Source organism: Methylocystis sp. Uni0008 (genome assembly GCF_056838045.1).
Genome location: NZ_CM166370.1, coordinates 898327 through 920967, shown reverse-complemented (window position 1 = coordinate 920967; position 22641 = coordinate 898327). Strand labels below are relative to the sequence as shown.

18 protein-coding genes and 1 other RNA gene are annotated in these 22641 nt (G+C 64.7%); 15 read left to right on the top strand and 4 right to left on the bottom strand.

Annotated features, from left to right (window positions below; translation table 11 throughout):
- Positions 1-72: 72 nt before the first annotated feature.
- A complete protein-coding gene (locus AC0X69_RS04575; protein WP_482613309.1) occupies positions 73-966 on the bottom strand; it encodes a hypothetical protein in 894 nt (297 codons plus the stop codon).
- 167 nt (positions 967-1133) lie between these two features.
- Between AC0X69_RS04575 and AC0X69_RS04570 the strand changes: the two genes are divergently transcribed.
- The 4 genes from AC0X69_RS04570 (at position 1134) to hrcA (ending at position 6039) form a co-directional block, all read left to right on the top strand.
- A complete protein-coding gene (locus AC0X69_RS04570) occupies positions 1134-2423 on the top strand; it encodes a glycosyltransferase (protein ID WP_482611725.1) in 1290 nt (429 codons plus the stop codon).
- A gap of 230 nt (positions 2424-2653) precedes the next feature.
- The gene (locus AC0X69_RS04565) at positions 2654-3931 is read left to right on the top strand and encodes a glycosyltransferase (RefSeq protein ID WP_482611723.1); all 1278 of its coding nucleotides are present in this window, start codon (positions 2654-2656) and stop codon (positions 3929-3931) included.
- A gap of 157 nt (positions 3932-4088) precedes the next feature.
- Entirely contained in the window at positions 4089-4871 is a 783-nt protein-coding gene (locus AC0X69_RS04560; protein WP_482611721.1) for an outer membrane protein, read from the top strand.
- Positions 4872-4953: 82 nt separating this feature from the next.
- Complete coding sequence (hrcA, locus tag AC0X69_RS04555) at positions 4954-6039, top strand: heat-inducible transcriptional repressor HrcA (protein ID WP_482611719.1); 1086 nt, start codon at positions 4954-4956, stop codon at positions 6037-6039.
- Between the two features lie 23 nt (positions 6040-6062).
- Here the strand turns inward: hrcA and AC0X69_RS04550 are convergent, their stop codons facing one another.
- Positions 6063-8306 (bottom strand): primosomal protein N', encoded by a 2244-nt coding sequence (locus tag AC0X69_RS04550; RefSeq protein WP_482611717.1) that lies wholly within the window; start codon positions 8304-8306, stop codon positions 6063-6065.
- A gap of 100 nt (positions 8307-8406) precedes the next feature.
- On the opposite strand from AC0X69_RS04550, the gene AC0X69_RS04545 reads away from it, so the two are divergent.
- Both AC0X69_RS04545 and AC0X69_RS04540 read left to right on the top strand, forming a co-directional pair.
- Positions 8407-8808: a hypothetical protein gene (locus AC0X69_RS04545; RefSeq protein ID WP_482611715.1), complete on the top strand. Its 402-nt coding sequence runs from the start codon at positions 8407-8409 to the stop codon at positions 8806-8808.
- A 54-nt stretch (positions 8809-8862) separates the two neighbouring features.
- Entirely contained in the window at positions 8863-9990 is a 1128-nt protein-coding gene (locus tag AC0X69_RS04540) for an IS630 family transposase (RefSeq protein WP_482607591.1), read from the top strand.
- 157 nt (positions 9991-10147) lie between these two features.
- Here the strand turns inward: AC0X69_RS04540 and AC0X69_RS04535 are convergent, their stop codons facing one another.
- Together AC0X69_RS04535 and smbP are read right to left on the bottom strand one after the other, a co-directional pair.
- Positions 10148-11404, bottom strand: coding sequence for an NAD(P)/FAD-dependent oxidoreductase (locus AC0X69_RS04535; protein ID WP_482611713.1), 1257 nt, complete (start codon positions 11402-11404; stop codon positions 10148-10150).
- 263 nt (positions 11405-11667) lie between these two features.
- Positions 11668-12030: a small metal-binding protein SmbP gene (gene smbP, locus AC0X69_RS04530; RefSeq protein ID WP_482611711.1), complete on the bottom strand. Its 363-nt coding sequence runs from the start codon at positions 12028-12030 to the stop codon at positions 11668-11670.
- A 163-nt stretch (positions 12031-12193) separates the two neighbouring features.
- Here smbP and rnpB point away from each other — a divergent pair.
- From rnpB to AC0X69_RS04485, 9 genes are all read left to right on the top strand, one after another.
- Positions 12194-12575: RNase P RNA component class A (rnpB, locus tag AC0X69_RS04525), an RNA gene on the top strand.
- Positions 12576-12889: 314 nt separating this feature from the next.
- Complete coding sequence (rsmH, locus tag AC0X69_RS04520) at positions 12890-13891, top strand: 16S rRNA (cytosine(1402)-N(4))-methyltransferase RsmH (RefSeq protein ID WP_482613308.1); 1002 nt, start codon at positions 12890-12892, stop codon at positions 13889-13891.
- Positions 13891-14304, top strand: coding sequence for a cell division protein FtsL (ftsL, locus tag AC0X69_RS04515; RefSeq protein ID WP_482611709.1), 414 nt, complete (start codon positions 13891-13893; stop codon positions 14302-14304). The genes rsmH and ftsL overlap by 1 nt, the downstream gene beginning before the upstream one ends.
- Positions 14301-16076: a peptidoglycan D,D-transpeptidase FtsI family protein gene (locus AC0X69_RS04510; RefSeq protein WP_482611707.1), complete on the top strand. Its 1776-nt coding sequence runs from the start codon at positions 14301-14303 to the stop codon at positions 16074-16076. Before ftsL ends, AC0X69_RS04510 begins: the two co-directional genes overlap by 4 nt.
- Positions 16076-17530 carry a UDP-N-acetylmuramoyl-L-alanyl-D-glutamate--2,6-diaminopimelate ligase gene (locus AC0X69_RS04505; protein WP_482611705.1) on the top strand — a complete coding sequence of 485 codons (1455 nt, stop codon included), beginning with the start codon at positions 16076-16078 and terminating at the stop codon, positions 17528-17530. Before AC0X69_RS04510 ends, AC0X69_RS04505 begins: the two co-directional genes overlap by 1 nt.
- On the top strand, positions 17527-18945 hold the full coding sequence (locus AC0X69_RS04500; protein WP_482611703.1) for a UDP-N-acetylmuramoylalanyl-D-glutamyl-2,6-diaminopimelate--D-alanyl-D-alanine ligase: 1419 nt from the start codon (positions 17527-17529) through the stop codon (positions 18943-18945). The genes AC0X69_RS04505 and AC0X69_RS04500 overlap by 4 nt, the downstream gene beginning before the upstream one ends.
- Before the next feature lie 9 nt (positions 18946-18954).
- The gene (mraY, locus tag AC0X69_RS04495; RefSeq protein ID WP_482611701.1) at positions 18955-20037 is read left to right on the top strand and encodes a phospho-N-acetylmuramoyl-pentapeptide-transferase; all 1083 of its coding nucleotides are present in this window, start codon (positions 18955-18957) and stop codon (positions 20035-20037) included.
- A 2-nt stretch (positions 20038-20039) separates the two neighbouring features.
- Entirely contained in the window at positions 20040-21467 is a 1428-nt protein-coding gene (gene murD, locus AC0X69_RS04490) for a UDP-N-acetylmuramoyl-L-alanine--D-glutamate ligase (RefSeq protein ID WP_482611699.1), read from the top strand.
- On the top strand, positions 21464-22618 hold the full coding sequence (locus tag AC0X69_RS04485; protein ID WP_482611697.1) for an FtsW/RodA/SpoVE family cell cycle protein: 1155 nt from the start codon (positions 21464-21466) through the stop codon (positions 22616-22618). The genes murD and AC0X69_RS04485 overlap by 4 nt, the downstream gene beginning before the upstream one ends.
- The last annotated feature ends 23 nt before the right edge of the window (positions 22619-22641 follow it).

Genomic DNA, 22641 nt, shown 5'->3' with positions numbered 1-22641 from the left:
GAGCGGCGAAGCGCCTTCGCGTCTCGAAACGCAAGAGAACGCGCCGCGGCGCGCGAAGCGGAACGCCGCGGGTCACCGCTTGAACCTCGCCCAGGCGGCCTGCGAATATCGGGTCCACGCCTCGTCGAAGACGCCATTTTTTGGCAGCGCCGTCGCGCCCGCCCAATGCGCGAAATAGATCTCCTTGCCTTCGTAGTCGACCGGCTTGCCGTTCCTGAATTCGACCCCGGGCGCCTTGTAGAAGCTTTCGTGCGATGCGCCAGAGATCACATTCGGCAAGAGCTCGATTTTGACGCCGCGCCGGTGCGTGACGAAATTGACCAGGGGCTGGGCGAAGAGTTGGCCGCGTTTGCGCACGTCGTGGAAGATCGCCGCGTCGTCGCGGATCGTTTCGATGAAATCTGACAGTCTCAGATACAGGTTAGAGGTGACCCAGAAGCCATCATTGAAGAGAAGCGCCTCCTTCAAGAAGGGATAGCGGTCGCGCCTGTCGTTATACACATATTCGAAGCTCGGCGAGGCGACGATGAGTTCGGTCTTGCCCTTCTCAAGCCGCCCGAACAGTGGGGTGAAGTCGCGAAACAGGATGACGTCGACGTCGACATAGGCGACCTCATCGAGCGGCAGGGCGAGCGCCTGCAGCTTCCTCAATCGCCGGCGATTGGTGTTGAAGATGCCGGGGTAGAGTTCATGCGAGAGCTTGTCAATTTCCGTCGGCTCTTCGCCGACATAATGCGCGCCGTAAATCTCTGCGGCGCGGCGCGTCATGGCGACATTGTCGTCATAGGGAATGAGATAAAGCGGCAGCGAAGAATTGGTGTCTCGGTAGCTTTCGAGAAAAGGCAGCAGCCAGTCGATGATCTTGTCGTTGCCGACGATGGCGACGCCGTAGCGCTTTGTCGTGGCCGCGCTTGGCGCCGCGGCGCCCTCGGGCGATAAGACTGGATTCGGAAAGCGAAGCCTCATATAGGGGATGTATTTGAAAACGGCGGGCAAAAGCAAGGGGCGGCCCGGTTCGGGCGAGGATGGGTCGGAACGCCTCAATGTGAAACAGCAGCGAGTCGGCGCGCCCAAGAGGCCGAGCGCGCGATTTTCGTAAGATATTTGAGAATCAGCCACAATGTTGCAGCACGATGTCTGACGTCACGCGCCAAATTCCCTCATCCGCGACGCGCCAGGCCGGGACCACGGGGACGAGCGCGCGGCCTTTCGCCGGCAAAACCGTGGCCGTCGTCCATGCCGCCTGGCACAGCTGCGGCAGCTATCAGGTGAACGTCAGTCAGATCGCCGCCTACAAGGCGCTTGGCGCGCGCGTCATATCCGTCGCGATGATGGACGATGTCGCGCCCCGCCCGCCGCATGGATCGCGCTGGCCGGCCTATATCGAAGCGTCGCGCGACATCGGCGCCGAACGTCGCTTCTATTCGGGCGCTCCGTTTTCCGCCTTGGCCTCCCGACTTCTCGTCGATGGCTGGTGGCGACTGATCCACGGCGATCAGGCGTCATGGCTCATTGAACTCGCCAAGCGCGCGCCCTTGCCCGAAGGTTTCGACAGCGAAACAGTCGACTTCGTTCACACCAACCATTATTTCACGTTGCCCTTCGTCGAGCGGTTGCAGCGCGGCCGCAAAGTTCCCGTCGTTCTGGAGACGCAGGACATTCAGGCGCGCCAATATATGCTGCGCAACCAAGGCGGCTTTTTCATTCCGCCCTACGCGACTTACGACGACATGCTCGATGTGGAGCTCTCATGGATGCGCCGCGCCGATCTCTGCGCGCATCTCAATGAGGAGGAGCATCGCGATTTTCAGAAGCTCCTGCCGCAGTCCCGTCACGCGCTCATCTATCCGGCGGTGCCGTCCGCGCCCCTGGCGCGCGGACGCGACGTCATCATCGTCGCGAGCGACAATTACGGCAATTACGTGAGCCTGCGCTGGTTCCTGCAGGAGGTCGTTCCGCACGCGGGCGGCGCCCGAGTCGCGATCTACGGCAACATCGACGGCGGCGTGAAGAGGCGCGACCCTGCGCTCTATGAATCGCACCGCGACTTGTTCAAGGGCCGCGTCGACGACATCGGCGCGGTATACGCCAATGCGGGCTGCGTGCTGCTCCCGACGGTCGAAGGCCACGGCCTGTCGATCAAGGCCGTCGAAGCGCTCTCCTGCGGCGCGCCGCTCGTTGCGACGCCGCTTGCCTTCCGCGGCATGCAGGTTGATCCGTCCAAACTCGGAAATGTCGCGCTCGCCGAGGACGCCAGGCAATTCGCCGGTTTGTGGCGTGAGGCCCAGGCGCGGGCCGAAAGCGGAGGTCACGCGGACCCGGCGCAAAGCGATACGCGCCGCCTGTATGAAGACGCGTTCAGTCCGCAGGCTTATGCGCGCGCCTTGGCGAGCGCCGCCGCAGAGCTCTGCCGGCAGACCTGAAACTTAACGCCCATTAGCGTCGCACACGGTGATGACAGCTGCGCGTAACGCCGATCGCTCGGGCAGTGCGTACATCTTGCGCGGGCGCCGATCGATGCAGATATCGAAGCTCTCCGGCTTATGCGAACTGTTCCAAACACGCCCGCGCGCCGCCAGTTTCGCGAGAAGCGACATTGTCCCGACAGTCGAACTCTGCTTAGGCTGCCGCTTGCGGCGGCTGGAGGATCGGGTTGAGCGTTGCATCAAGTGAGTGCTTGGCCTGCGCCCGGCGTCCGCTTCTTGGCCGGCGCATCGCGCTCGTCCATCCTGCGTGGCACTCCTGCGGCACCTATCGCGTCGTCCTTGGCCAAATCGCCGCCTATCGCGCGCTAGGCGCTGAAGTATTTCCTGTCGCAATCAGTTCCGATCCGGGATTTGTTCCGGGAAGAAGCTGGATTTGGAAGTCCTTCAACGAGGCGACTCCTGAACTTGACGGCGCACCGCGATATTACGGCGGCGCGCCGTTTTCCGCTGTGCTCTCGCCCCGTTTTCTTCGCGAGGTGCTGTGGCCTTACATCCACGGCGATCAAGCTGTGGTGCGTCTCGGGATGGCGGAACGCACGCGGCTGTCGGCCGACCTCGAGGACGCGACTTTCGATCTCGTTCACTGCAATCACTTTTTTCTGATGCCCGTCGCGCGTCGCCTCGCGCGCGGCTCCGCGCCGATCATGCTCGACACGCATGATCTGCAGGCGCGCCAGTTCGCGCTGATCAACGAGACCATGCCTTGGCTCAAGCCCCGCGCGACGTATGAGTCGATGCTGGCGCAGGAACTTGAAGCGATGCGCGGCGCCGATCTGCTGCTGCATCTCAATGCGCAGGAAGCCGAAGACTTTCGCGTCCTGCTCCCGGAAAAGGCGCATGCGCTGCTCTATCCGGCGACGCCCGAGGCTCCGACCGGACCCGGCGGCCCCGACATCATTCTTGTCGCCAGCAACAACGCCGCCAATGTCGAAAGCGTCATCTGGTTTCTGCGCGAGGTCGCGCCCAAGGCCCCGGGCGTCACGGTGAAGATCGTCGGCAATGTCGACGCCGCCGTTCGCGCCAAGGCGCCTGAGCAATACGCCGCCTACAAGGACTGGTTCCTGGGCCGCGTTGAAGATCCCGGCGTCGTCTATGCGAACGCCCGCCTTGCGCTGCTTCCGACCATCAGCGGCACCGGACTTTCGATCAAGTCGGTTGAAGCGCTTTCGAGCGGTCTGCCTCTGATCGCGACGACGCAGGCGATGCGGGGGATGGACGAGGAAGCGTTGCGTCTGCCCGGCGTCGCCATCGCCGATTCGGCTGCGGAATTCGCGGATGCGCTGCGGCGAGCGGCCGCCGCCGCGCCCTTGGACGAATCCGCACGCTGCGCCAGCCCGGCGCGCCGCTATTACGAGGCGCGCTTCTCGCTTGCCGCCTATAAGGCGAGCCTGAGCGTGCTGACCGCCGCGCTTATCAGCGCGCGTTCGGGCGAGTTCACTCCGTGAATTCATAGCGTTGCGTGGAGGTGTGTCCGATCGGCAACGGCGCCGGAAAAACGCCGTTGCAGCGCCCGCCGCTAATTACGTCTTAGGTTTGATGGTGATACTTTGCATTTGAAACTGCCGTTCGTCCCAAGCGGACGAGCTCATTGGAGGCGCTCGGATGACTTTCAGGAACTTTATTTTCGGCGCCTTTGCGTCAGTGCTGGCGGTCGGCGCCGCTTCCGCGGCTGACCTTCCGAGCTACAAGGCTCCGCCTCCGCCGCCGCCGCCCGCCTTCAGCTGGGAAGGGTTCCACATCGGCATCAGCGGCTCCTACGCCGGCGGCGTCTCCAGCCACTATTCGAGCATTTACACGCTCCGGCCGGGCCCCTTCCTCGTGTTCCCGACAACGACGTCGATCGGCACGAGCGGATTTATGGTCGGCTACCAGAACGGCTACAATTGGGTGTTCGGCAACGGTCTCGTGGTCGGCTACGAAAGCGAGTTCAACTACGCCGACGTTCGCGCGACGAATTCCGGCGCGTTCCTCGCTGGCGTGGGCGCCAGCAGCCGCATGCAATGGTTCGGCGCCGAGCGTCTGCGCTTTGGTTACGCCTTCGGCCGGTTCCTCCCCTACATCACCGGCGGTCTGGCTTATGGCAAGGTGCGGCCTTACGGCCAGCAATGGGCGAACGGATTTGTCTTCCCGTCCAGCCAGTCCGTGTGGCAGGCGGGCTTCGCCGTGGGCGCCGGCCTGGAATACGCCATCCTCGATAACTGGACCGTCAAGGCGGAATATCTCTTCACCCGCATGAAGGGCGCGTCCGGGGCGAGCATCGGCTTTCCCTTCGCCTACCGCATGATCCAGGGCAACTATCTCGATACGCACATCGCGCGCATCGGCGTCAATTATCAGGTCAAGAGCTTCGGCGCGCTGATCGGCATGGACAATCTGGGAATCTGATCGACCGTCCTCCCCGACGTCGACCAAGCCCGGCCTCGCGGCCGGGCTTTTTCGTTCCGGCTCCGATGCGATATTCTAGGGCATGATCCGCAATGCCCCGCTCGGTCACCCTTCGGCGCTGAGCCTCGCCCAACTCAGCGAGCGCTCCCGCGAAATATTCAGGCAGATCGTCGACAGCTACCTCACCTCCGGCGATCCGGTCGGCTCGCGCAATCTCGCCCGGCTGCTGCCCATGACGCTCTCGCCCGCATCCGTGCGCAATGTGATGCAGGACCTGGAGGAGCTTGGCCTTATCTATGCGCCGCATACGAGCGCGGGACGGCTGCCCACCGAGCTCGGCCTGCGCTTTTTCGTCGACTCCATGCTGCAGATCGGCGATCTCGAGGAGAATGAGCGCGCGCGCATCGCCGCCGAAGTCGAAGCAGCTTCGAAAGACCATGATTTTCCCGGCATTCTGGCCGAAGCGACGAGCCTGCTCTCGGGCTTGACGCGGGTCGCTGGCGTGGTCGTCGCGTCCAAGGACAACGTAAGGCTGAAGCAGATCGACTTCGTGCGGCTCGAGCCGGAGCGGGCTCTGGTGATTCTCGTCGCCGACGACGGATCTGTCGAGAACCGCGTGATTCCCGTGGCGCGCGATTTGCCGGCGTCGGCGCTGACCGAAGCCGCCAATTATCTGAATGCGCGCGTCTCCGGTCGGACCATCGCGGAAGCCCGCGAGAACATCGAAGCCTCGCGTCGAGCCGCGCAGAAGGAGCTCGACGAACTCGCCGCGCGAATCGTCGAAGCGGGGCTCGCGACCTGGGCGGGCGCGATGGGCGAATCGCGGCAACTGATCGTCCGCGGCCAGGCGCATCTTCTCGAAGACCTGACCGCCGCCGCCGATCTGGAACGCGTGCGTCTGCTGTTCTCGGATCTCGAAACGAAGACGGACGTCATCGACCTGCTGGAGCGCGCGGAGCAGGGCGAAGGGGTCCGCATCTTCATCGGCTCGGAGAACAAGCTTTTCTCGCTCTCGGGCTCGTCGATGATCGCCGCGCCTCTGCGCGACAGCGAACGCCGGATCATCGGCGCGCTGGGGGTCATCGGTCCGACCCGCATCAACTATGCGCGGATCGTGCCGATGGTCGACTATACCGCGAAGGTGGTGGCGCGGGTCGTCGGCGGCTGAAGGGTCGAAGATCTCGACGCCGCTTACGAGAAGTTTTGCGGATCGACGTCAACCTGCACGCGAACGCCGCCTCGTTCCTTGGGTCCGGCCGCGAGTAGGTCGCGTAGAAACGCCTGCATGTCGGCGCCGCGCGGTCCTTTGGCCAGCAATCGGAACCGGTAACGGCCGCGGATGAGCGCAATCGGCGCTTCCGCAGGACCAAGCAGCGCAATCTCATTTTCATCCGGCCAGGCGCCGGCGGCGGCGACTCTGTAACGCGGCGATAGCGGCAGTTCATGCGCCGCGCGCGCGAGCGCGCGCGCATGCGCTTCCGCCGTAGCGGCGTCCTTGGCCGAAACGATCAGGGCGGCGAGACGCCCGAAGGGCGGGAGCCCCGCGCGCTCGCGCACGGCGATCTCCTGCGCGTAGAACCTTTCCGCGTCTCCCGAGAGCAGCGCCTCGATCACCGGATGCGAGGGGTGAAAGGTCTGGATCAGCGCGCGGCCGGGCATGTCGCCGCGTCCGGCGCGCCCTGTCACCTGATTGAGCAGCTGAAACGTGCGTTCGGCGGCGCGCGGATCGCCGCTGCCGAGGCCCAGATCCGCGTCGATCACGCCGACGAGCGTCAGATAAGGAAAATTGTGGCCCTTGGCGACGAGCTGGGTGCCGATGACGATGTCGAAGGCGCCTTTGGCGATCTCCTCCAATTCGCGCCGCAACCGCTCGGCGCCGCCCGGGAAATCGGACGAGAGGACGAGCAAGCGCGCGTTTGGAAACAGCGTCGCCGCTTCTTCGGCGAGTCGCTCGACGCCCGGACCGCAGGCGGCGAGCGAGTCTTCGCTGCCGCATTCGGGGCAGACGTCCGGACGGCGCTCGACGTGGCCGCAATGATGACACATCAGCGCCCGCCGGAAGCGATGTTCGACGAGCCAGGCGTCGCAGTTCTCGCAGCGGAAGCGATGGCCGCATGTGCGGCACACCGTCAGCGGCGCATAGCCCCGGCGATTGAGAAAGAGCAGCGCCTGCTCGCCGCGCGCGATCGTTTCGCCGACCGCCAAAGCCAGCCGCGGCGCGATCCAGCGACCGCGCGGCGGGCCTTCCTTGCGCATGTCGATCGCTTCGAGCGTCGGCATCAGTCGCGCGCGCGCGCGCGAATTCAGTTTCAGATAGCCATAGCGTCCGCGCATGGCGTTGACGCGGGTTTCGATCGACGGCGTCGCGGAGGCGAGAACGATCGTCGCCTGCTCCATCCGCGCGCGCACGACCGCCATGTCGCGCGCGTGATAGCTGACGCCATCGTCCTGCTTGTATGCGCCTTCGTGCTCTTCATCGACGACGATCAGCCGTAAATCCGAGAAGGGCAGGAAGAGCGCCGAGCGCGCGCCGACGACCACGCGCACTTCGCCCGTCGCGCAACCCCGCCAGATGCGCGCGCGTTTTCGCGCGCTGACGCCGGAATGCCATTCGGCTGGCTTCTCGCCGAAGCGCGCGGCGAATCGCTCGAGAAACTGAGTCGTCAGCGCGATTTCCGGCATCATGACGAGCGCCTGTCCGCCGTTCTCCAACGTCTCGGCGACCGCCTCGAAATAGACTTCCGTCTTGCCCGAGCCGGTGACGCCTTCGAGCAGGAATGGCCTGAACGCGTGCGACGAGAGCGACGCCTTCAATGCGCTTGCGGCGTCTTGCTGCGCGGGCTCTAACGCCGGCGCAGCGAACATCGGATCGAGCGGCGGCGCGATCGGCTCCGGCGGCGCGGCGATCGTCTCCAGGGCGCCCTCGTCAACGAGTGCGTCGATCACGCCCGTCGAGCAGGCGGCGGCTTCGGCGAGCGCTTTCTTTGAAAAGGCGACGCCGCCCTCCGCGGCATTGAGAACGCGCGCGCGGGTCGGCGTTGAGCGTTCAGGCGCGGCGCCGCTTGCGCGATAGAGCGTGCGCGGCGACTCCGGCCCCGCGTCCTCCGCGGCGCGGGTGGCGAGCCGCAGCGCCATGCCGCGGGGCGTCAGCGTGTAGCGCGCGAGCCAGTCGATGAAGTCGCGCAGTTTTTGCGAAAGCTGCGGCCGGTCGAGGCGCGCGCTGACCGTCTTCAGATTTCCCCCCGGGCCGGAGCCCGCGTCCACGGACCAGACGACGCCATAGGCCTCGCGTCTGCCAAGCGGCGCTCTGACGCTGTCGCCAGGCTGAAGCCGCATCGCCGGCGGCGCGAAATAAGAATAGGTCGCGTCGACAGCGACGGGCGCCAGAATCTCGACGACTCGCGCTATTTCTTCCTCATCATGCGCCGCGCTCATGCCTTGGGCTTAATGCATTTCCGATCTGCAGCGGAAATTTTCTGGAACGAAGCGGCGTGCGAGGGGGTTCGAGTCGCTCAACATCTCCCCGGAGGCTCCTATGGAAAATTGGTCGCGGATCGGTCTATCAGCGCTTGTCACGGGAAGCGTCGCCAGCGTCGTCTCTACCGCTGCGCTGGCGGCGCTGGCGAAGCTCGAAGGCAAGGGCGCGCTCGAGCCGACGAACGCCACCAGCCATTGGCTTTGGGGACGCAAATCGCGCGGCCGGCGCGACGTCGACGCCGCGCACACCGCCGTGGGCTACGCGACGCATCACGCCTCCGCCGTCTTCTGGGCGTTCCCCTTCGAGGCTTGGCTCGCGACGCAGCCGCCGCGCTCAACGATCGAGCTGATCGGGGACGCCGCGATGATGTCGGCGGTCGCCGCGACAGTCGACTACGGCGCCGCGCCGAAGCGCATCACGCCCGGCTGGGAGCTAGTGTCCTGTCCCAGAAATTACTAGCCACGTTTTCGCGATTGTGATTCCTTCGGCCCAGGCGGGATTCGGGAGGGCGGCATGGCGAGGGACGGAGCGACCAAAGCGAGCAAGATTGAGCTCAGCGAGAACGAACGGGAATACCTCAAAAGGCTCGTCCGGCGACGCAAGGTGGCGCGTGGGCATGCGCAACGCGCGGAGATCGTGTTGCGGGCCGCTGACGGGCTCAACAACTGCGAGATCGCGGCTGCGGTCGGTGTAACGCGGCAGACCGTGCGCACATGGCGCGAGCGTTTCGCCAAGCACCGTCTCGATGGTCTCGACGATGAGCCGCGCTGTGGCGCGCCACGCAAGATCGGCGACGACCGCGTTGAGGAGATCGTGACCAGGACACTCGAAACGCAGCCCAAGAACGCGACGCACTGGAGCACGCGCGGCATGGCGAAAGCATCGGGCGTGTCGACTTCGTCGGTTCATCGCATTTGGCGTGCATTCTCCCTACAGCCGCATCGCACCGAGACTTTCAAGCTCTCGACCGACCCGCAGTTCGTCGAGAAAGTGCGCGACATCGTTGGCCTCTATCTCGATCCGCCCGACAAGGCGCTGGTGATATGCGTGGATGAAAAGAGCCAAATACAAGCGCTTGATCGAACGCAGCCGCTGCTGCCGATGCGCCCTGGACAAGTCGAGCGGCGCACGCACGACTACGACCGCCACGGCACTACGACGCTCTTTGCCGGCTTCATCGCTGCTGTCACGGCTGAGACGACCGTGAAGGCTGGCAGTGTGATCGGCACATGCATGCCGCGCCATCGCGCGCAGGAGTTCCGCAAGTTTCTCGACGAAGTGGAGAGCAACGTTCCCGCCGGCCTCGACATTCACGTCGTGATGGACAACGCTTCGAGCCATAAGACGCAAGTGATCCGCAACTGGTTCGCCAAGCGGCCCCACTGGCACATGCATTTCACGCCGACATCGTCGTCGTGGATCAATCAGGTCGAACGCTTCTTCGCGCTGCTGGCCGAAAAGCAGATCAAGCGAGGCGCGCACAAGTCCGTCAAAGACCTCATCGCCGCCATCAAGGCTTTCCTCGCCCAACAGAACGCTGATCCGAAGCCGCTGCGCTGGACCAAGTCAGCCGACGACATTCTGGCCTCCATCGAACGCTTCTGCCGTCGCACCCTCGACCTCCAAGCCAAAGCTGGATAGAAACTTCTGAATCAGGACACTAGCGTTATCGCAGCGCTCGATGGTCGCCGCCTTCGCCGCGCTGGCGGTCGGGCTGGCCTGTGGCGCGATGACGTCCCGCGCGCTTCTGGGCGATACGGCCATCGAGCGCAGCTAAGGCTTTACCCAGGCGCGTTTGTCATCGTGTAATCAGCCGTGCGCCGCGATTGCTCGTCAGATAGGTGGCGATCCAGCTCATCGCCACGAAGATGCGGCTGCGCAGATTCACGAGAAAATAGATGTGGACGACGCTCCAGAAGAGCCACCCCAGGAAGCCTGTCAGCTCCAATTGGCCAAGTTTGACGATCGCCGAATTGCGGCCGATCGTCGCCAAATTGCCGTAGTCCCGATAGCGGAAGGGTTTGCGCGGGGAGCGTCCTCCCAATCGGCGCGCGATTGCGCGCCCGGCGTATTTGCCCATCTGCTTGGCGGACGAGGCGAGCGCCGGAACCGGCGCGCCATCTGGTCCCGTCAGAAAGGCGAGATCCCCGATCACGTAGACGTCGGGCAGGCTTGGAACCGATAAATCCGCGTTGACGGCAATTCGCCCCGCGCGATCGCCCTCAACGCCCAGCCAGTTCGCCGCGGGCGACGCCCGCACGCCGGCGGCCCATAGAATCACGCCAGCGGGGATCTCTATGTCTCCAGCGACAAGTCTGTCCTCGAACACCTGATCGACCGGCATGCCCGTGCGCACGTCGACGCCGCTTTTTTTGAGCGAATCGCGCGCGTAGTTCGATAGCCGTTCAGGAAAGCTTGCAAGTATCCGAGGACCCGCTTCGAGCAGCATAATGCGCGCCTTCCTCGGGTCGGCGCGGCGAAACTCCGGCGGCAGCGTTCGTTGCGCGAGTTCGGCGATGGCGCCGGCGAGCTCGACGCCCGTCGGACCGCCGCCGACGATGATAATGGTCAGCAGCCGCTCGCGTTCGAGCGGATCGTCGCTGACTTCGGCGCGTTCAAAGGCGAGGAGCAGTTTTCGGCGGATGATCGCCGCGTCGGAAATGGTCTTCAGCCCCGGCGCGAGTTGCGCCCAGTTGTGGCCGAAATAGGAGTGCGTCGCCCCCGTCGCGACGACGAGGAAGTCGTAACCGATCTCGCATTTGTCGGTCTTTACGACTTTGCGCTGCGTATCGACGCCCTCCACCGTGAGCATCAGCACGGTGACATCCTGCTGGCGGCGAACGATATGGCGTATCGGCCAGGCGACGTCAGGCGAAGCGAGGGCCGCGGTCGCAACCTGGTAGAGCAGGGGCTGGAAGCAATGATGATTGTTGGTGTCGAGAATCAGGATCTGCGCCTTTGCGCCCGCGAGGGCCTGAGCTGCTGCGATTCCACCAAAGCCGCCGCCTACGATAACGACCCGAGGCTTGCGCCGGTCCGCGCCGTTTTGCTGCATGATGAACCTCCGTGGCCGAGGCGTCGATGCGACGAGCCTCGCCTCGCGCGGCTTTAAGCCGACGAACGCCTACAAGGTTCCGGAACTCGGCCTTCGCCGACGAAAGCGTGTCTGGGGCCAGCCGATGGGGCGCGCAATGCGTCAGCTCAGGCGCCTTGCCGCCATCCCTTCGCGTAGCGCTTTCAGTTGCGATTTCTGAAGGGCGGCGCGCGTGTGCGCCGTGATTGCCGCGACCCGCAGAACGCGCGTCGCGGCGACCCGCATTATTGGTTCGCCACCTTCAAATGAATAAGCGCGATCTCTGCTTGACGGACGCCCTTGGCGATACGGCTCGCGTGGTGGGTGCGCTTGGCTGTCTTGAGCGCTTGGCTGAGATGCTTCATCGCCGTCTTGACATGCCCCTTGGGGTCTTCGCTGCTCGCGGCCTTGGCGTGATCCCAGGCGTTATGCGCATGTTCGGCGAAAGAGGAGGCGTTATGCTGCTTGCCTTCCTTGATCGCTTCTTTCGTTTCCTCGATCGCCTGCGTCAGATGCTCGCTTTGGCCTTGCGCGAACGCCATATGCGGCGCCACGAACAGGGCGGCCATCACGGCCAGAGTGGCGAAAACTGAACGACGTGCCAGCATAAATATCACTCCCTTGGACCTCTTTATTACGGATTCGCTTGCCGCCGATCGCCGACGCTAAGCGAGAACCGGGCTATGAAATGGCGAGTATGGCCTCGCCTTCCAAGGCGACGATTTGACGCCTTCTTGCATTCGGGCCCAGAGCCGCCTATCCCTGTTTATGCCAGTCGGCTGGACGGCCGCTGCCGAAACGCAGAGGAAAGTCCGGGCTCCACGGAGACACGGCGCCGGATAAGGTCCGGCGGGGGCGACCCCAGGGATAGCGCCACAGAAAGCAAACCGCCGCGCAAGCGGTAAGGGTGAAAGGGTGCGGTAAGAGCGCACCGCCCGAGCGGCGACGTTCGGGGCACGGCAAGCCCCGCCGGGAGCAAAACCGAATAGGGGCGACGGAAGGCCTCAAGCGTGAGCTTGTTGCCTTCAAACCCGTCTCCGGGACTGTCGCCCGGGTTGGTTGCTAGAGGCGGGCGGCAACGTCCGTCCCAGAGGAATGGTCGTCACGTTCTGCAAAGGACGTACAGAACCCGGCTTACAGGCCGACTGGCGCTCATATTGGGAATACTCGCTGCGGGCGGCGTCGCGCTGATCAAGAAGCTATGCGTCGCCGCCTTGCGCCGGCCGTAAGAATGCCGAATTCGAGCCACCGTAAACGCTCCCTTAACGGTAACAAAGCCTAATAAATGCGGTTGCCGGTTTTCGGCGCGCGGCGACCAGCCTGCTTTCGGCGCCTCGCGGTTCCATGTCGATGAAGACCGCCCAGCCGCACTTAAGTCGTCTCGACGGGCCCGGGCCCGCTGAGCGCACAGGATCGTCGCGCCGATGTCGGTCTCGCGCCGCGCGCCGGCGGATGAGGAGCATGATGATGACGTCGCCGCCGCATATTCCGGTGCTGCGGGAGGAGGCGATCGCCGCGCTCGGAGTCCACCGCGGAGGCCGCTATGTGGACGCCACCTTTGGCGGCGGCGGGTATACGCGCGCCATACTCGGGCATCCGGAAACGCGCGTGCTGGCCTTCGACCGCGATCCAACGGCGGTCAAGGCCAGTCAGGCGCTCGTCGAAGAGATGCGCGGACGGCTCATGCTTGTCGAAGCGCGCTTCTCTCAGCTCGAGGACATCGTGCGTGCGCAAGGATTCGCGCCCCTCGACGGCGTCGTCTTCGACATCGGGGTCTCGTCGATGCAGTTCGACCAGGCTGCGCGCGGATTTTCCTTTCGCGCCGAGGGCCCGCTCGACATGCGCATGGAGGGGCGTGGCCGCAGCGCCGCCGACATCGTCAATGAAGCGGATGCAGAGACGCTTGCCGACATCCTGTATTTCTACGGCGAGGAGCGCGCCGCCCGCCGCATCGCCCGCGCCATCGTCCACGACCGGGAGATTGCGCCTTTCACGACGACGAGAGCGCTGGCGGAAATGATCGCTCGCGTCGTTCCCAACCGCGCCAGCGACATTCATCCGGCGACCAAAAGCTTTCAGGCCCTCCGCATCGCCGTCAACAGCGAACTCGACGAATTGCTGAATGGACTGCTCGGCGCCGAACGACTCCTCGCCGAAGGCGGCCGGCTCGTCGTCGTGACCTTCCATTCGCTTGAGGATCGCATCGTCAAGCAGTTTCTCGCCGAACGCTGCGGTCGCGGCGAAACCGGCTCGCGCCGACTTCCAGGGGAAACGGCGCCGACCGCGCCGAGTTTTGTCTGCGAAGGGCGCCAGCCGGTGACGCCGACGCCCGCCGAGACGGCGGCCAATCCGCGCGCGCGTTCGGCCAAACTGCGCCACGCGACGCGCACGGCGGCGGCGCCTCTCCCGCTCGACGAAAGGCTCGCGCGGCTTGTTCGCCTGCCGGACCGCGAGAAGGGAAAAATCTGATGCTGCGGCTCCTCAACATCGTCGCGGTTCTCGTGCTCGTCGGTTCGGCGGTTTACGCCTATTCGATCAAATATCAGACGAGCTATCGCGCCGAGCAGATCGCAAAAACCAAGATCGAGATCCGGCAGGAACGCGACGCGATTGCCGTGCTGCGCGCCGAATGGGCCTATATGACCCGGCCCGAGCGCATTCAGCAGCTCGCCGACGCTTATCTGCCCGGCATGAAGCAGCTCGATGCGACGCAGTTCGTCACCGCGCAATCGCTTCCGGAGAGATCGCCGCGCGTCGATTCCATCGGCAAGAAGCTCGACTCGCTCGGATTGAGCATGCCCGCGACGCCGCCCGTCTCCGGCGCCGCTTCGACAACGACGCCCAAAGCGCAGGGACAAAGCCAAGAGCGACGCAAGCCATGACGCAGACGACGCCAGACACGAAACCTTCGCCGCCGCCGCAGGGCAAGTTGCGCGCGGTGTTGCGCGCTTTGTTTTCGACCAGCCTCGCGCTGAGCGCGTCGCGGATGCGGCTCGCGGCGCTCGGTTTCCTCGTGCTCTACGGGGTCATCGCAATCAAGCTCGTCTATCTCGGCTTCAAGCCCGAAGCTTCGACGTCGCGGCGCGCCGCGGCGGAGGCGGTCGCCGCGTCCCGTCCGGACATCGTCGATCGCAATGGCGAAGTGGTCGCGAGCGACGTCAAGGTGATGTCAGTTTTCGCCGAGCCGCGCCGCATCATCGACAAGGATGAAGCCACCGAGCTTTTGACCGCCGTTCTGCCGGGCCTCGATTCCCGCGACTTGCGCGAGCGGCTCGGCTCCAGAAAGGGCTTCGTCTGGGTCAAGCGCGAAGTGACGCCGCATCAGCGCGACGAGGTTTTCCATCTGGGTCTGCCGGGCGTCGGCCTGATCGCCGAGAACAAGCGCGTCTACCCAAATGGGCCGATCGGCGCGCATGTGCTCGGCTTCGCCAACGTCGACAACCAGGGCATCGCCGGCATCGAGAAATACATCGACGGGCAGGGCCTTGCCGATCTGCACGGCGCAGGCTTCGGGGTGACGCCGGAGGATCTGAAGCCCGTGTCGCTTTCGCTCGATATTCGCGCGACGCATGCGCTGCGCGACGAACTCGAGAAGGGCGTCATTCATTTCAAGGCGAAGGCGGGCGCCGCGGCGATCCTCGACGTCAACACCGGCGAAGTGATCGCGCTCGCGTCGCTCCCCGACTATGATCCCAACAAGCCGACGGACGCTCTCGACCCGCTGCACATCAATCGCATGAACGTCGGCGTCTATGAGATGGGCTCGACCTTCAAGGCGCTGACCATCGCGATGGCGCTCGACTCCGGCAAGGTCAATCTCAATTCGAGGCTAGACGCCCGCGGCGCGCTCTCGTTCGGGCGCTTCAAGATCCACGACTATCACGCGCAGAATCGCGCGCTCACCGTGCCCGAAGTCTTCACCTATTCTTCGAATGTAGGCACCGCGCGCATGGCGATGGGCCAGGGCGTCGAGCGGCACAAGTCGTTCCTGCGCAAGATGGGACAGCTCACGCGCATGCGCACCGAACTGCCCGAAAGCGCCGAGCCGATCGTTCCTAAAAACTGGGGCGAGCTGAACACGATGACCATCGCCTTCGGGCATGGCCTCGCAGTGGCGCCGCTGCAGGCGATGATGGCCGTCGGCGCGTTGATGAACGGCGGCTATCTCATCACGCCGACTTTCATCAAGCGCAGCGAGGAGGAAGCCAAAGCGGGGGCTGAGCGCGTTGTGAAGCCTGAGACGAGCGAGTCGATGCGCTATCTCATGCGCCTCAACGCCGAGATCGGCACGGCGCGGAAGGTGAACGTCGCTGGCTATTACGTCGGCGGCAAAACCGGCACGGCGGAAAAGGTCGTCAACGGCCATTATTCAAAGAACAAGCTGTTCAACACCTTCATGGCCGTCGCGCCGGCGGACAAACCCAAATATCTATTCCTGACCATCATGGACGAACCGCAGGGACTGCCGGAAACCGGCGGCTACGCCACGGCGGCCTATAACGCGGGACAGGTGACGGGCGAGATTATTGAGCGCGTCAGTCCCATTCTCGGTCTCGCCCCCCGTTTCGAGCCGCCGCATCAGCCTTTCCCCCTCCTCGCCAAATTGGGTTATGGCTATGCCAATGTTCCCGCCCGCGGCGGGGGAGGACATTGATGCTGCTATCGGAACTGCTTGCGACGCCTGACCTCGAGCCCGCCTTGCGCGGGCTCAAGATCGCCGGCCTGACGGCCGACAGTCGAATGGCGCGCGACGGCTTCGTTTTTTTTGCGATTCCCGGCCACGCCGGCGACGGCATGTCCTATGTCCCCGACGCCGCGTCGCGCGGGGCCAGCGTCGTCGTCGCCCAGCGAAGAGCAGACAGTCCACTGCCGCTCGTCGTCGTCGACGACGTTCGGCGCGCCCTGGCGCTCGCCGCGGCGCGCTTCTTTTCTCGCCAGCCGTCGACGATCGCGGCTGTGACGGGCACGAGCGGCAAGACGTCGGTCGTCGCCTTCCTGCGGCAGATCTGGGCCGCGCTCGGACATGAGGCGGCGTCGCTCGGCACGGTGGGAATCGTGGATTCGCACGGCGCGCAATATGGCGCGCTGACGACGCCCGGACCGGTCGAACTTCATCGCACGCTGGACGAACTCGCCGGACGCGGCGTCACGCATCTCGCGATGGAGGCGTCGTCGCTCGGGATCGATCAGCGGCGGCTCGACGGCGTGCGCGTCGACGTCGCCGGCTTCACCAATTTCTCGCGCGACCATCTCGATCATCACGCCAGCATGGAGGAATATTTCGCGGCGAAGATGCGGCTGTTCGAGACGCTGCTGCACGTCGGTCAGACGGCGGTGATCGACGCCGACAGCGATGTCGCGTCCCGCGTCGTCGACATCTGCCGCGCAAGAGGGCTCAGGGTTTTCAGCGTCGGATCGAAAGGCGAGGCCATCAGGCTCGTTTCGTCGAAGCCATCGGCGCTGGCGACGTCGCTGCGGCTCGCCCATGAAGGCGGCGCCGAATACGAGGTGAATTTGCCGCTCGCCGGCGCGTTTCAGGTCTCCAACGCGCTCGTCGCCGCGGGCCTCGCCATCGCCAGCGGCGATGACCCGCGTCGGGTCTTTGCGGCGCTCGAAGACCTCAAAGGCGCGCCGGGTCGGCTCGAACTTGTCGGGCAGCGCCAGGGCGCGCCTATTTTCGTCGACTATGCGCATAAGCCCGACGCGCTGGAGAAAGTGCTGGCCACTTTACGGCCGTTGACAAAAAAACGCCTGATTGTCGTCTTCGGGTGCGGCGGCGATCGCGACCGCGGCAAGCGCCCTCTGATGGGGGAAATCGTCGCCCGCGCCGCGGATGTCGCCATCGTCACGGACGACAATCCGCGCAGCGAGGACGCCGCCGCGATTCGCGCGGAAATTCTCGAAGGCGCCCGCGGCGGCGCGGCGCGGATCATCGAGATCGCAGACCGTCGCGCGGCGATCGCCAACGCCGTGGCGGACCTTCAAACCGGCGACGCGCTCGTCGTGGCGGGAAAAGGCCACGAGACCGGGCAGATCGTCGGCGACCGCGTTTTGCCTTTCTCCGATCATGAGGCGATCGCGCAGGCGCTAAAGGAGCATCATCCATGACCGGGAGACCGCTTTGGTCGGGATTGGCGCTGGTCGGCGCGCTGCGCGCGCGCGCCAGCGGCGGTCTTGCGCGCCAAGCGACTGGCGTTTCCATCGACACGCGCACGCTGCAGGACGGAGACCTGTTCTTCGCGATCAAGGGAGAGACGCGCGACGGCCATGACTTCGTGCGCGCGGCGTTCGAGAAAGGCGCGGCGGCGGCGGTGATCGACGAAGCGCATGCGGCCGAGCTTTCCGGCGCCGGGCCGCTCTTCGTCGTCAAAGACGTGCAACAATCGCTCGAGTCGCTCGGCCAGAGAGCGCGCGAGCGGAGCACGGCCTTCATCGCCGCGATCACCGGCTCGGTCGGCAAGACCTCGACGAAGGACATGACGCGGCTGATGCTGTCGCGCTTCGGCGAGACCCATGCGTCGGCCGCATCCTACAACAATCACTGGGGCGTGCCGCTAACGCTTGCGCGCTTGCCCGCGGAGTCGCGCTTCGGCGTTTTCGAACTCGGCATGAATCACGCCGGCGAGATCGCCGCGCTCGTCGCTCAGGTGCGTCCGCACGTCGCGGTGATCACCCGCATCGCGCCGGTTCATCTCGAATATTTCGGAACGATCGAAAAGATCGCGGACGCAAAGGCCGAAATCTTCTCTGCGCTCGACGGCGGCGTCGCGATCATCAACCGCGATGATGGATTCTACGAGCGTCTCGCCGCCGCGGCGACGCCGACCGCCAGCCATGTGTTCGGTTTCGGCGAGACGGAGGGAGCGCACGCGCGGCTTCTCTTATACGAGCCTGCCGGGGAAGGCGCGCTGGTCGAGGCGGATATCCTAGAAAGGCGCCTGCGGTTTCGCATCGGCGCCCCCGGCAAGCACATCGCCATGAACGCGCTCGCCGCGCTGCTTGTGGGCGTGATTTTCGATGTGGATCTGGAACAGGCCGCTGCGGCTTTCGCCGACTTCATGCCGCCGTCCGGACGCGGCCAGCGTGAGAAAATATCGACGCGGGATGGCGAGTTTACGCTCATCGACGAAAGCTACAACGCCAACCCGACCTCCATGCGCGCGGCGCTGCAGTTGCTCAGCGCCGCGGCGACAGGACCCGGCGGCCGGCGCATCGCCATTCTGGGCGACATGCTGGAGCTCGGACCTCGGGCGGCCGAACTGCACGCCGATCTCGCTCAGGACCTTATCGACGCTAACGTCGATCTGCTATTTACCTCCGGACCTTTGATGTCGCGCTTGAGTTACGCCGCGCCTGATTCGATGCGCGGCGCGCATCGCGCGACGCCGCTCGAGCTTGAAGAGGCGGTGCTCGCCGCGGTTCGCCCTGGCGACGTGGTCATGGTGAAAGGCTCCAATGGTTCGCGCATGGGGCGGATCGTCTCGGCCTTGAAGAGCGCATTCGCTCGCGAAATGGCGAGCTGAGGAGAGACGATGCTGACGCTGCTTGCGGACTTTTCTTACCTTTACAGTCCGCTAAACGTCTTCCGCTACATCACTTTTCGCGCCGCCATGGGGGCGGCGACGGCGCTGTTCTTCGTCTTTTTCTTCGGGCCGGGCGTGATCGCCGCCTTGCGCATCAAACAGGGCAAAGGCCAGCCGATCCGCGAAGACGGACCGGCTTCGCATCTCGTGACCAAGAAGGGCACGCCGACCATGGGCGGCCTGATGATCCTGTCGGGACTGGTCGCGGCGACGCTGCTCTGGGCCAATTTGCGCAACGCCTATGTCTGGATCGTGCTCTTCGTCACCGTCAGCTTCGGCCTGATCGGCTTTTACGACGACTATCTCAAGGTGACGAAGCAGTCGCACGCCGGCTTTTCCGGCAAATTGCGGCTGGCGCTCGAGTTCATGATCGCTGGCCTCGCCTGTTACGCGCTGACGAGAATCGGCGGGGACGACATGTCGAAGATCGCCTTTCCGATGGTGAAAGGCTATGTCGTGACGCTCGGCCCCTTCTTCATTCTCTTTGGCGCCTTCGTCATCGTCGCCGCCGGCAATTGCGTCAATCTTACCGACGGCCTCGACGGCCTCGCCATCGTGCCGTCGATGATCGCCGCAGGCGCCTTTGCGATCTTCGCCTATCTCGTCGGCAATTCGATCTTTTCGAATTATCTCGGCGTCAATTACGTCGCCGGCGTCGGCGAACTGACGATCGTCTGTTCGGCCTTCATCGGCGCCGGACTGGGCTTTTTGTGGTTTAACGCGCCGCCCGCGCAAATCTTCATGGGCGACACAGGGTCGCTGGCGCTGGGCGGGCTCGTCGGCTCGGTGGCCGTGGCGGTGAAGCAGGAATTCGTGCTCGTCATCGTCGGCGGCCTTTTCGTCCTCGAAGGCGCGTCGGTCATTCTCCAGGTCGTCTATTACAAGCTCACCGGCAAGCGCATCTTCCTGATGGCGCCGATCCATCATCACTTCGAGCAGAAGGGGTGGAAGGAGCCGCAGATCGTCATTCGGTTCTGGATCATCGCTTTCGTCCTGGCCCTGATGGGCCTCTCGACCTTGAAGCTGAGGTGACGATGACGCCGGTCGAGACCTTCAGTGGGAAGCGTGTCGCGCTTTTCGGTTTGGGCGGTTCGGGCCTCTCCACGGCGCGTGCGCTGATCGCGGGCGGCGCGCAGGTTTCCGCCTGGGACGACGGCGAGGCCGGACGCCTCAAAGCCGTTGCGCAAGGCGTTGCGCTTGAGGATCTCGCGGTTGCGGACTGGAGCGGCTTCGATGCGCTGGTCCTTTCCCCCGGCGTGCCGCTGACCCATCCCGAGCCGCACTGGGTCGTGCAGGCGGCGAAGGCCGCCGGAGTCGAAATCATCGGCGACGTCGAGCTGTTCTGCCGCGAGCGCGAGGCGCGCGCGGGCGGGTCGCCCTTCGTCGCGATCACCGGCACGAACGGCAAGTCGACGACCACGGCGCTCATCGCGCACATCTTGCGCGAGGCCGGCCGCGACGTGCAGCTCGGCGGCAATATCGGCGTGCCGATTCTCGATCTCGAGCCGCCGTCGGACGAGCGCATTCACGTCATCGAATGCTCGTCGTTCCAGATCGATCTCGCGCCATCGCTGGCGCCGACCATCGGCGTGCTGATCAACATCACGCCGGACCATATCGACCGCCACGGGAACATTGAAAATTACGCCGCGATCAAAGAGCGGCTCGTCGCTGCGGCGGAAGTGGCGCTCGTCGGCGTTGACGACGCCTTCTGCCATGCGATCGGCGCGCGCTTGACCGAAGCGGCGTCCTCTGAACGGCGCGTCACGCCAGTCTCCGGAAAGCGCGCGCTCGACTGGGGATTTTATGTCGAGGACCGCAGCGTCTATTTCCGTGAGCAGGGGCGTCCGCCCGAAGAAGCCGAGCTGATCGGCTCGCTTGAAGGCGCGCGCGCGCTGCGCGGCGCGCATAATGCGCAGAACGCCGCTTTCGCCGCCGCCGCGGCGTGGGAATGCGGATTGGACGACGACGAGATCTTGCGCGGCCTGTTGAGCTTCCCAGGTCTACCGCATCGCATGGAGGAAGTCGGTCGCATCGAGCGCGCGCTGTTCGTCAACGATTCGAAAGCCACCAACGCCGACGCCGCCGAAAAGGCGCTCACGAGCTTCACCGACATTTACTGGATCCTTGGCGGACGGTCGAAAGAGGGCGGCGTCGAGCCGCTGCGCCCGCATTTCTCGCGCATTCGCAAAGCCTATCTCATAGGAGAGGCGAGCGATGATTTTGCGCGCACCCTGGAAGGCGCGCTGCCCTTCGAGCGCTGCGAAACGCTCGAGGTCGCCACGACGCAAGCGGCGCTCGATGCGCTCGCCGAAGGCGCGCCGCAGCCCGTAGTGCTGCTGTCGCCGGCCTGCGCGTCCTATGACCAGTTCGCCAATTTCGAGGCGCGGGGCGACGCGTTTCGCCGCCTCGTCGAGGGGCTTCCCGCCGTCATCGCGGCGCGACAAGGAGGGCTGACATGATCTCGCGCGCGGAACGAACGCCATTCTCCGACTGGGCGTGGACGGTGGATCGCTGGCTGCTCGCGAGCCTCGCCCTGCTGATCGTCGCCGGACTCGTCTTCGCCATGGCCGGCAGCCCGCCGGTTGCGGAGCGGCTACATCTGCCGACGTTTCATTTCGTCAACCGGCAGGTGCTCTATCTTCTGCCGGCGCTCGCCGTGATGATCGGGACATCCTTTCTTTCGCCGCGTCATGTGCGCCGGCTTGCGCTCGTGATCTTCGTCGTTTCTCTCGCGCTCGTCTTCGCGACCATCTTCTATGGCCAGGAAGTGAAGGGCGCGAAGCGCTGGATCTTTGGCATTCAGCCCTCGGAGTTTCTCAAGCCCGCCTTCGTCGTGCTCGTCGCCTGGGCGTTTTCGGAAGGGGCGCGGCGCAAGGACGTTCCCGGAAATCTGATCGCGCTTCTGCTGCTGCCGATCGCGATCGTGCCGCTGATGCTGCAGCCCGATTTCGGCCAGACGATGCTGATTTCAATCGTCTGGGCGGCGCTGTTCTTCATGGCCGGCCTGCACTGGATCTGGGTCGCCGGACTGGGCGGCCTTGGCGGCGTCTCGGCGCTGCTCGCCTATAAGTTCGTGCCGCACGTCCACGCGCGCATTGAGAGTTTTCTCGAGCCGCCGCCGCCGGTCGCGGGCGTTCCGGCCAATTTTCAGTCAGAGACGGCGCTGGATAGCTTCATCGCCGGATCATGGTTCGGCAAGGGGCCTGGTGAAGGCGTGGTCAAGCGCATCCTGCCCGATTCGCACACCGACTTCATTTTTGCGGTGATCGGCGAGGAATTCGGCGTGCTTGTCTGCATCGCGCTCGCCGCCGTCTTTGCCTTCGTGGTGGTGCGCGGGCTTTTCTCGGCGGCGCGCAACAGCGACCCTTTCTGCCGCTTCGCGACTGCGGGACTCGTGATGCTGTTTGGCCTGCAGAGCTGCATCAACATGGCGGTCAACGTGCATCTCATGCCTGCCAAGGGCATGACGCTGCCCTTCGTCTCCTACGGTGGCTCCTCGCTCATATCGCTGTCGCTCGGCATGGGCTTTCTGCTTGCCGTCACGCGTAAGCGGCCGCGGTCCCGCGTGTTGACAGAGCTCGCCGCGACGGGCGCTCCCGCCGCCGCGTGACAAAAGCGTCCGTGATAAAAGCG

Coding starts and splice junctions, on each gene's coding strand:
- smbP (WP_482611711.1), bottom strand. CDS start 12,030: ATGCTGGCACGTCGTTCAGTTTTCGCCACTCTGGCCGTGATGGCCGCC.
- AC0X69_RS04545 (WP_482611715.1), top strand. CDS start 8,407: ATGGAAAATTGGTCGCGGATCGGTCTATCAGCGCTTGTCACGGGAAGC.
- AC0X69_RS04575 (WP_482613309.1), bottom strand. CDS start 966: ATGAGGCTTCGCTTTCCGAATCCAGTCTTATCGCCCGAGGGCGCCGCG.
- AC0X69_RS04505 (WP_482611705.1), top strand. CDS start 16,076: ATGCTGCTATCGGAACTGCTTGCGACGCCTGACCTCGAGCCCGCCTTG.
- AC0X69_RS04510 (WP_482611707.1), top strand. CDS start 14,301: ATGACGCAGACGACGCCAGACACGAAACCTTCGCCGCCGCCGCAGGGC.
- AC0X69_RS04485 (WP_482611697.1), top strand. CDS start 21,464: ATGATCTCGCGCGCGGAACGAACGCCATTCTCCGACTGGGCGTGGACG.
- AC0X69_RS04535 (WP_482611713.1), bottom strand. CDS start 11,404: ATGCAGCAAAACGGCGCGGACCGGCGCAAGCCTCGGGTCGTTATCGTA.
- hrcA (WP_482611719.1), top strand. CDS start 4,954: ATGATCCGCAATGCCCCGCTCGGTCACCCTTCGGCGCTGAGCCTCGCC.
- AC0X69_RS04540 (WP_482607591.1), top strand. CDS start 8,863: ATGGCGAGGGACGGAGCGACCAAAGCGAGCAAGATTGAGCTCAGCGAG.
- ftsL (WP_482611709.1), top strand. CDS start 13,891: ATGCTGCGGCTCCTCAACATCGTCGCGGTTCTCGTGCTCGTCGGTTCG.
- mraY (WP_482611701.1), top strand. CDS start 18,955: ATGCTGACGCTGCTTGCGGACTTTTCTTACCTTTACAGTCCGCTAAAC.
- murD (WP_482611699.1), top strand. CDS start 20,040: ATGACGCCGGTCGAGACCTTCAGTGGGAAGCGTGTCGCGCTTTTCGGT.
- AC0X69_RS04560 (WP_482611721.1), top strand. CDS start 4,089: ATGACTTTCAGGAACTTTATTTTCGGCGCCTTTGCGTCAGTGCTGGCG.
- AC0X69_RS04550 (WP_482611717.1), bottom strand. CDS start 8,306: ATGAGCGCGGCGCATGATGAGGAAGAAATAGCGCGAGTCGTCGAGATT.
- rsmH (WP_482613308.1), top strand. CDS start 12,890: ATGACGTCGCCGCCGCATATTCCGGTGCTGCGGGAGGAGGCGATCGCC.
- AC0X69_RS04500 (WP_482611703.1), top strand. CDS start 17,527: ATGACCGGGAGACCGCTTTGGTCGGGATTGGCGCTGGTCGGCGCGCTG.
- AC0X69_RS04570 (WP_482611725.1), top strand. CDS start 1,134: ATGTCTGACGTCACGCGCCAAATTCCCTCATCCGCGACGCGCCAGGCC.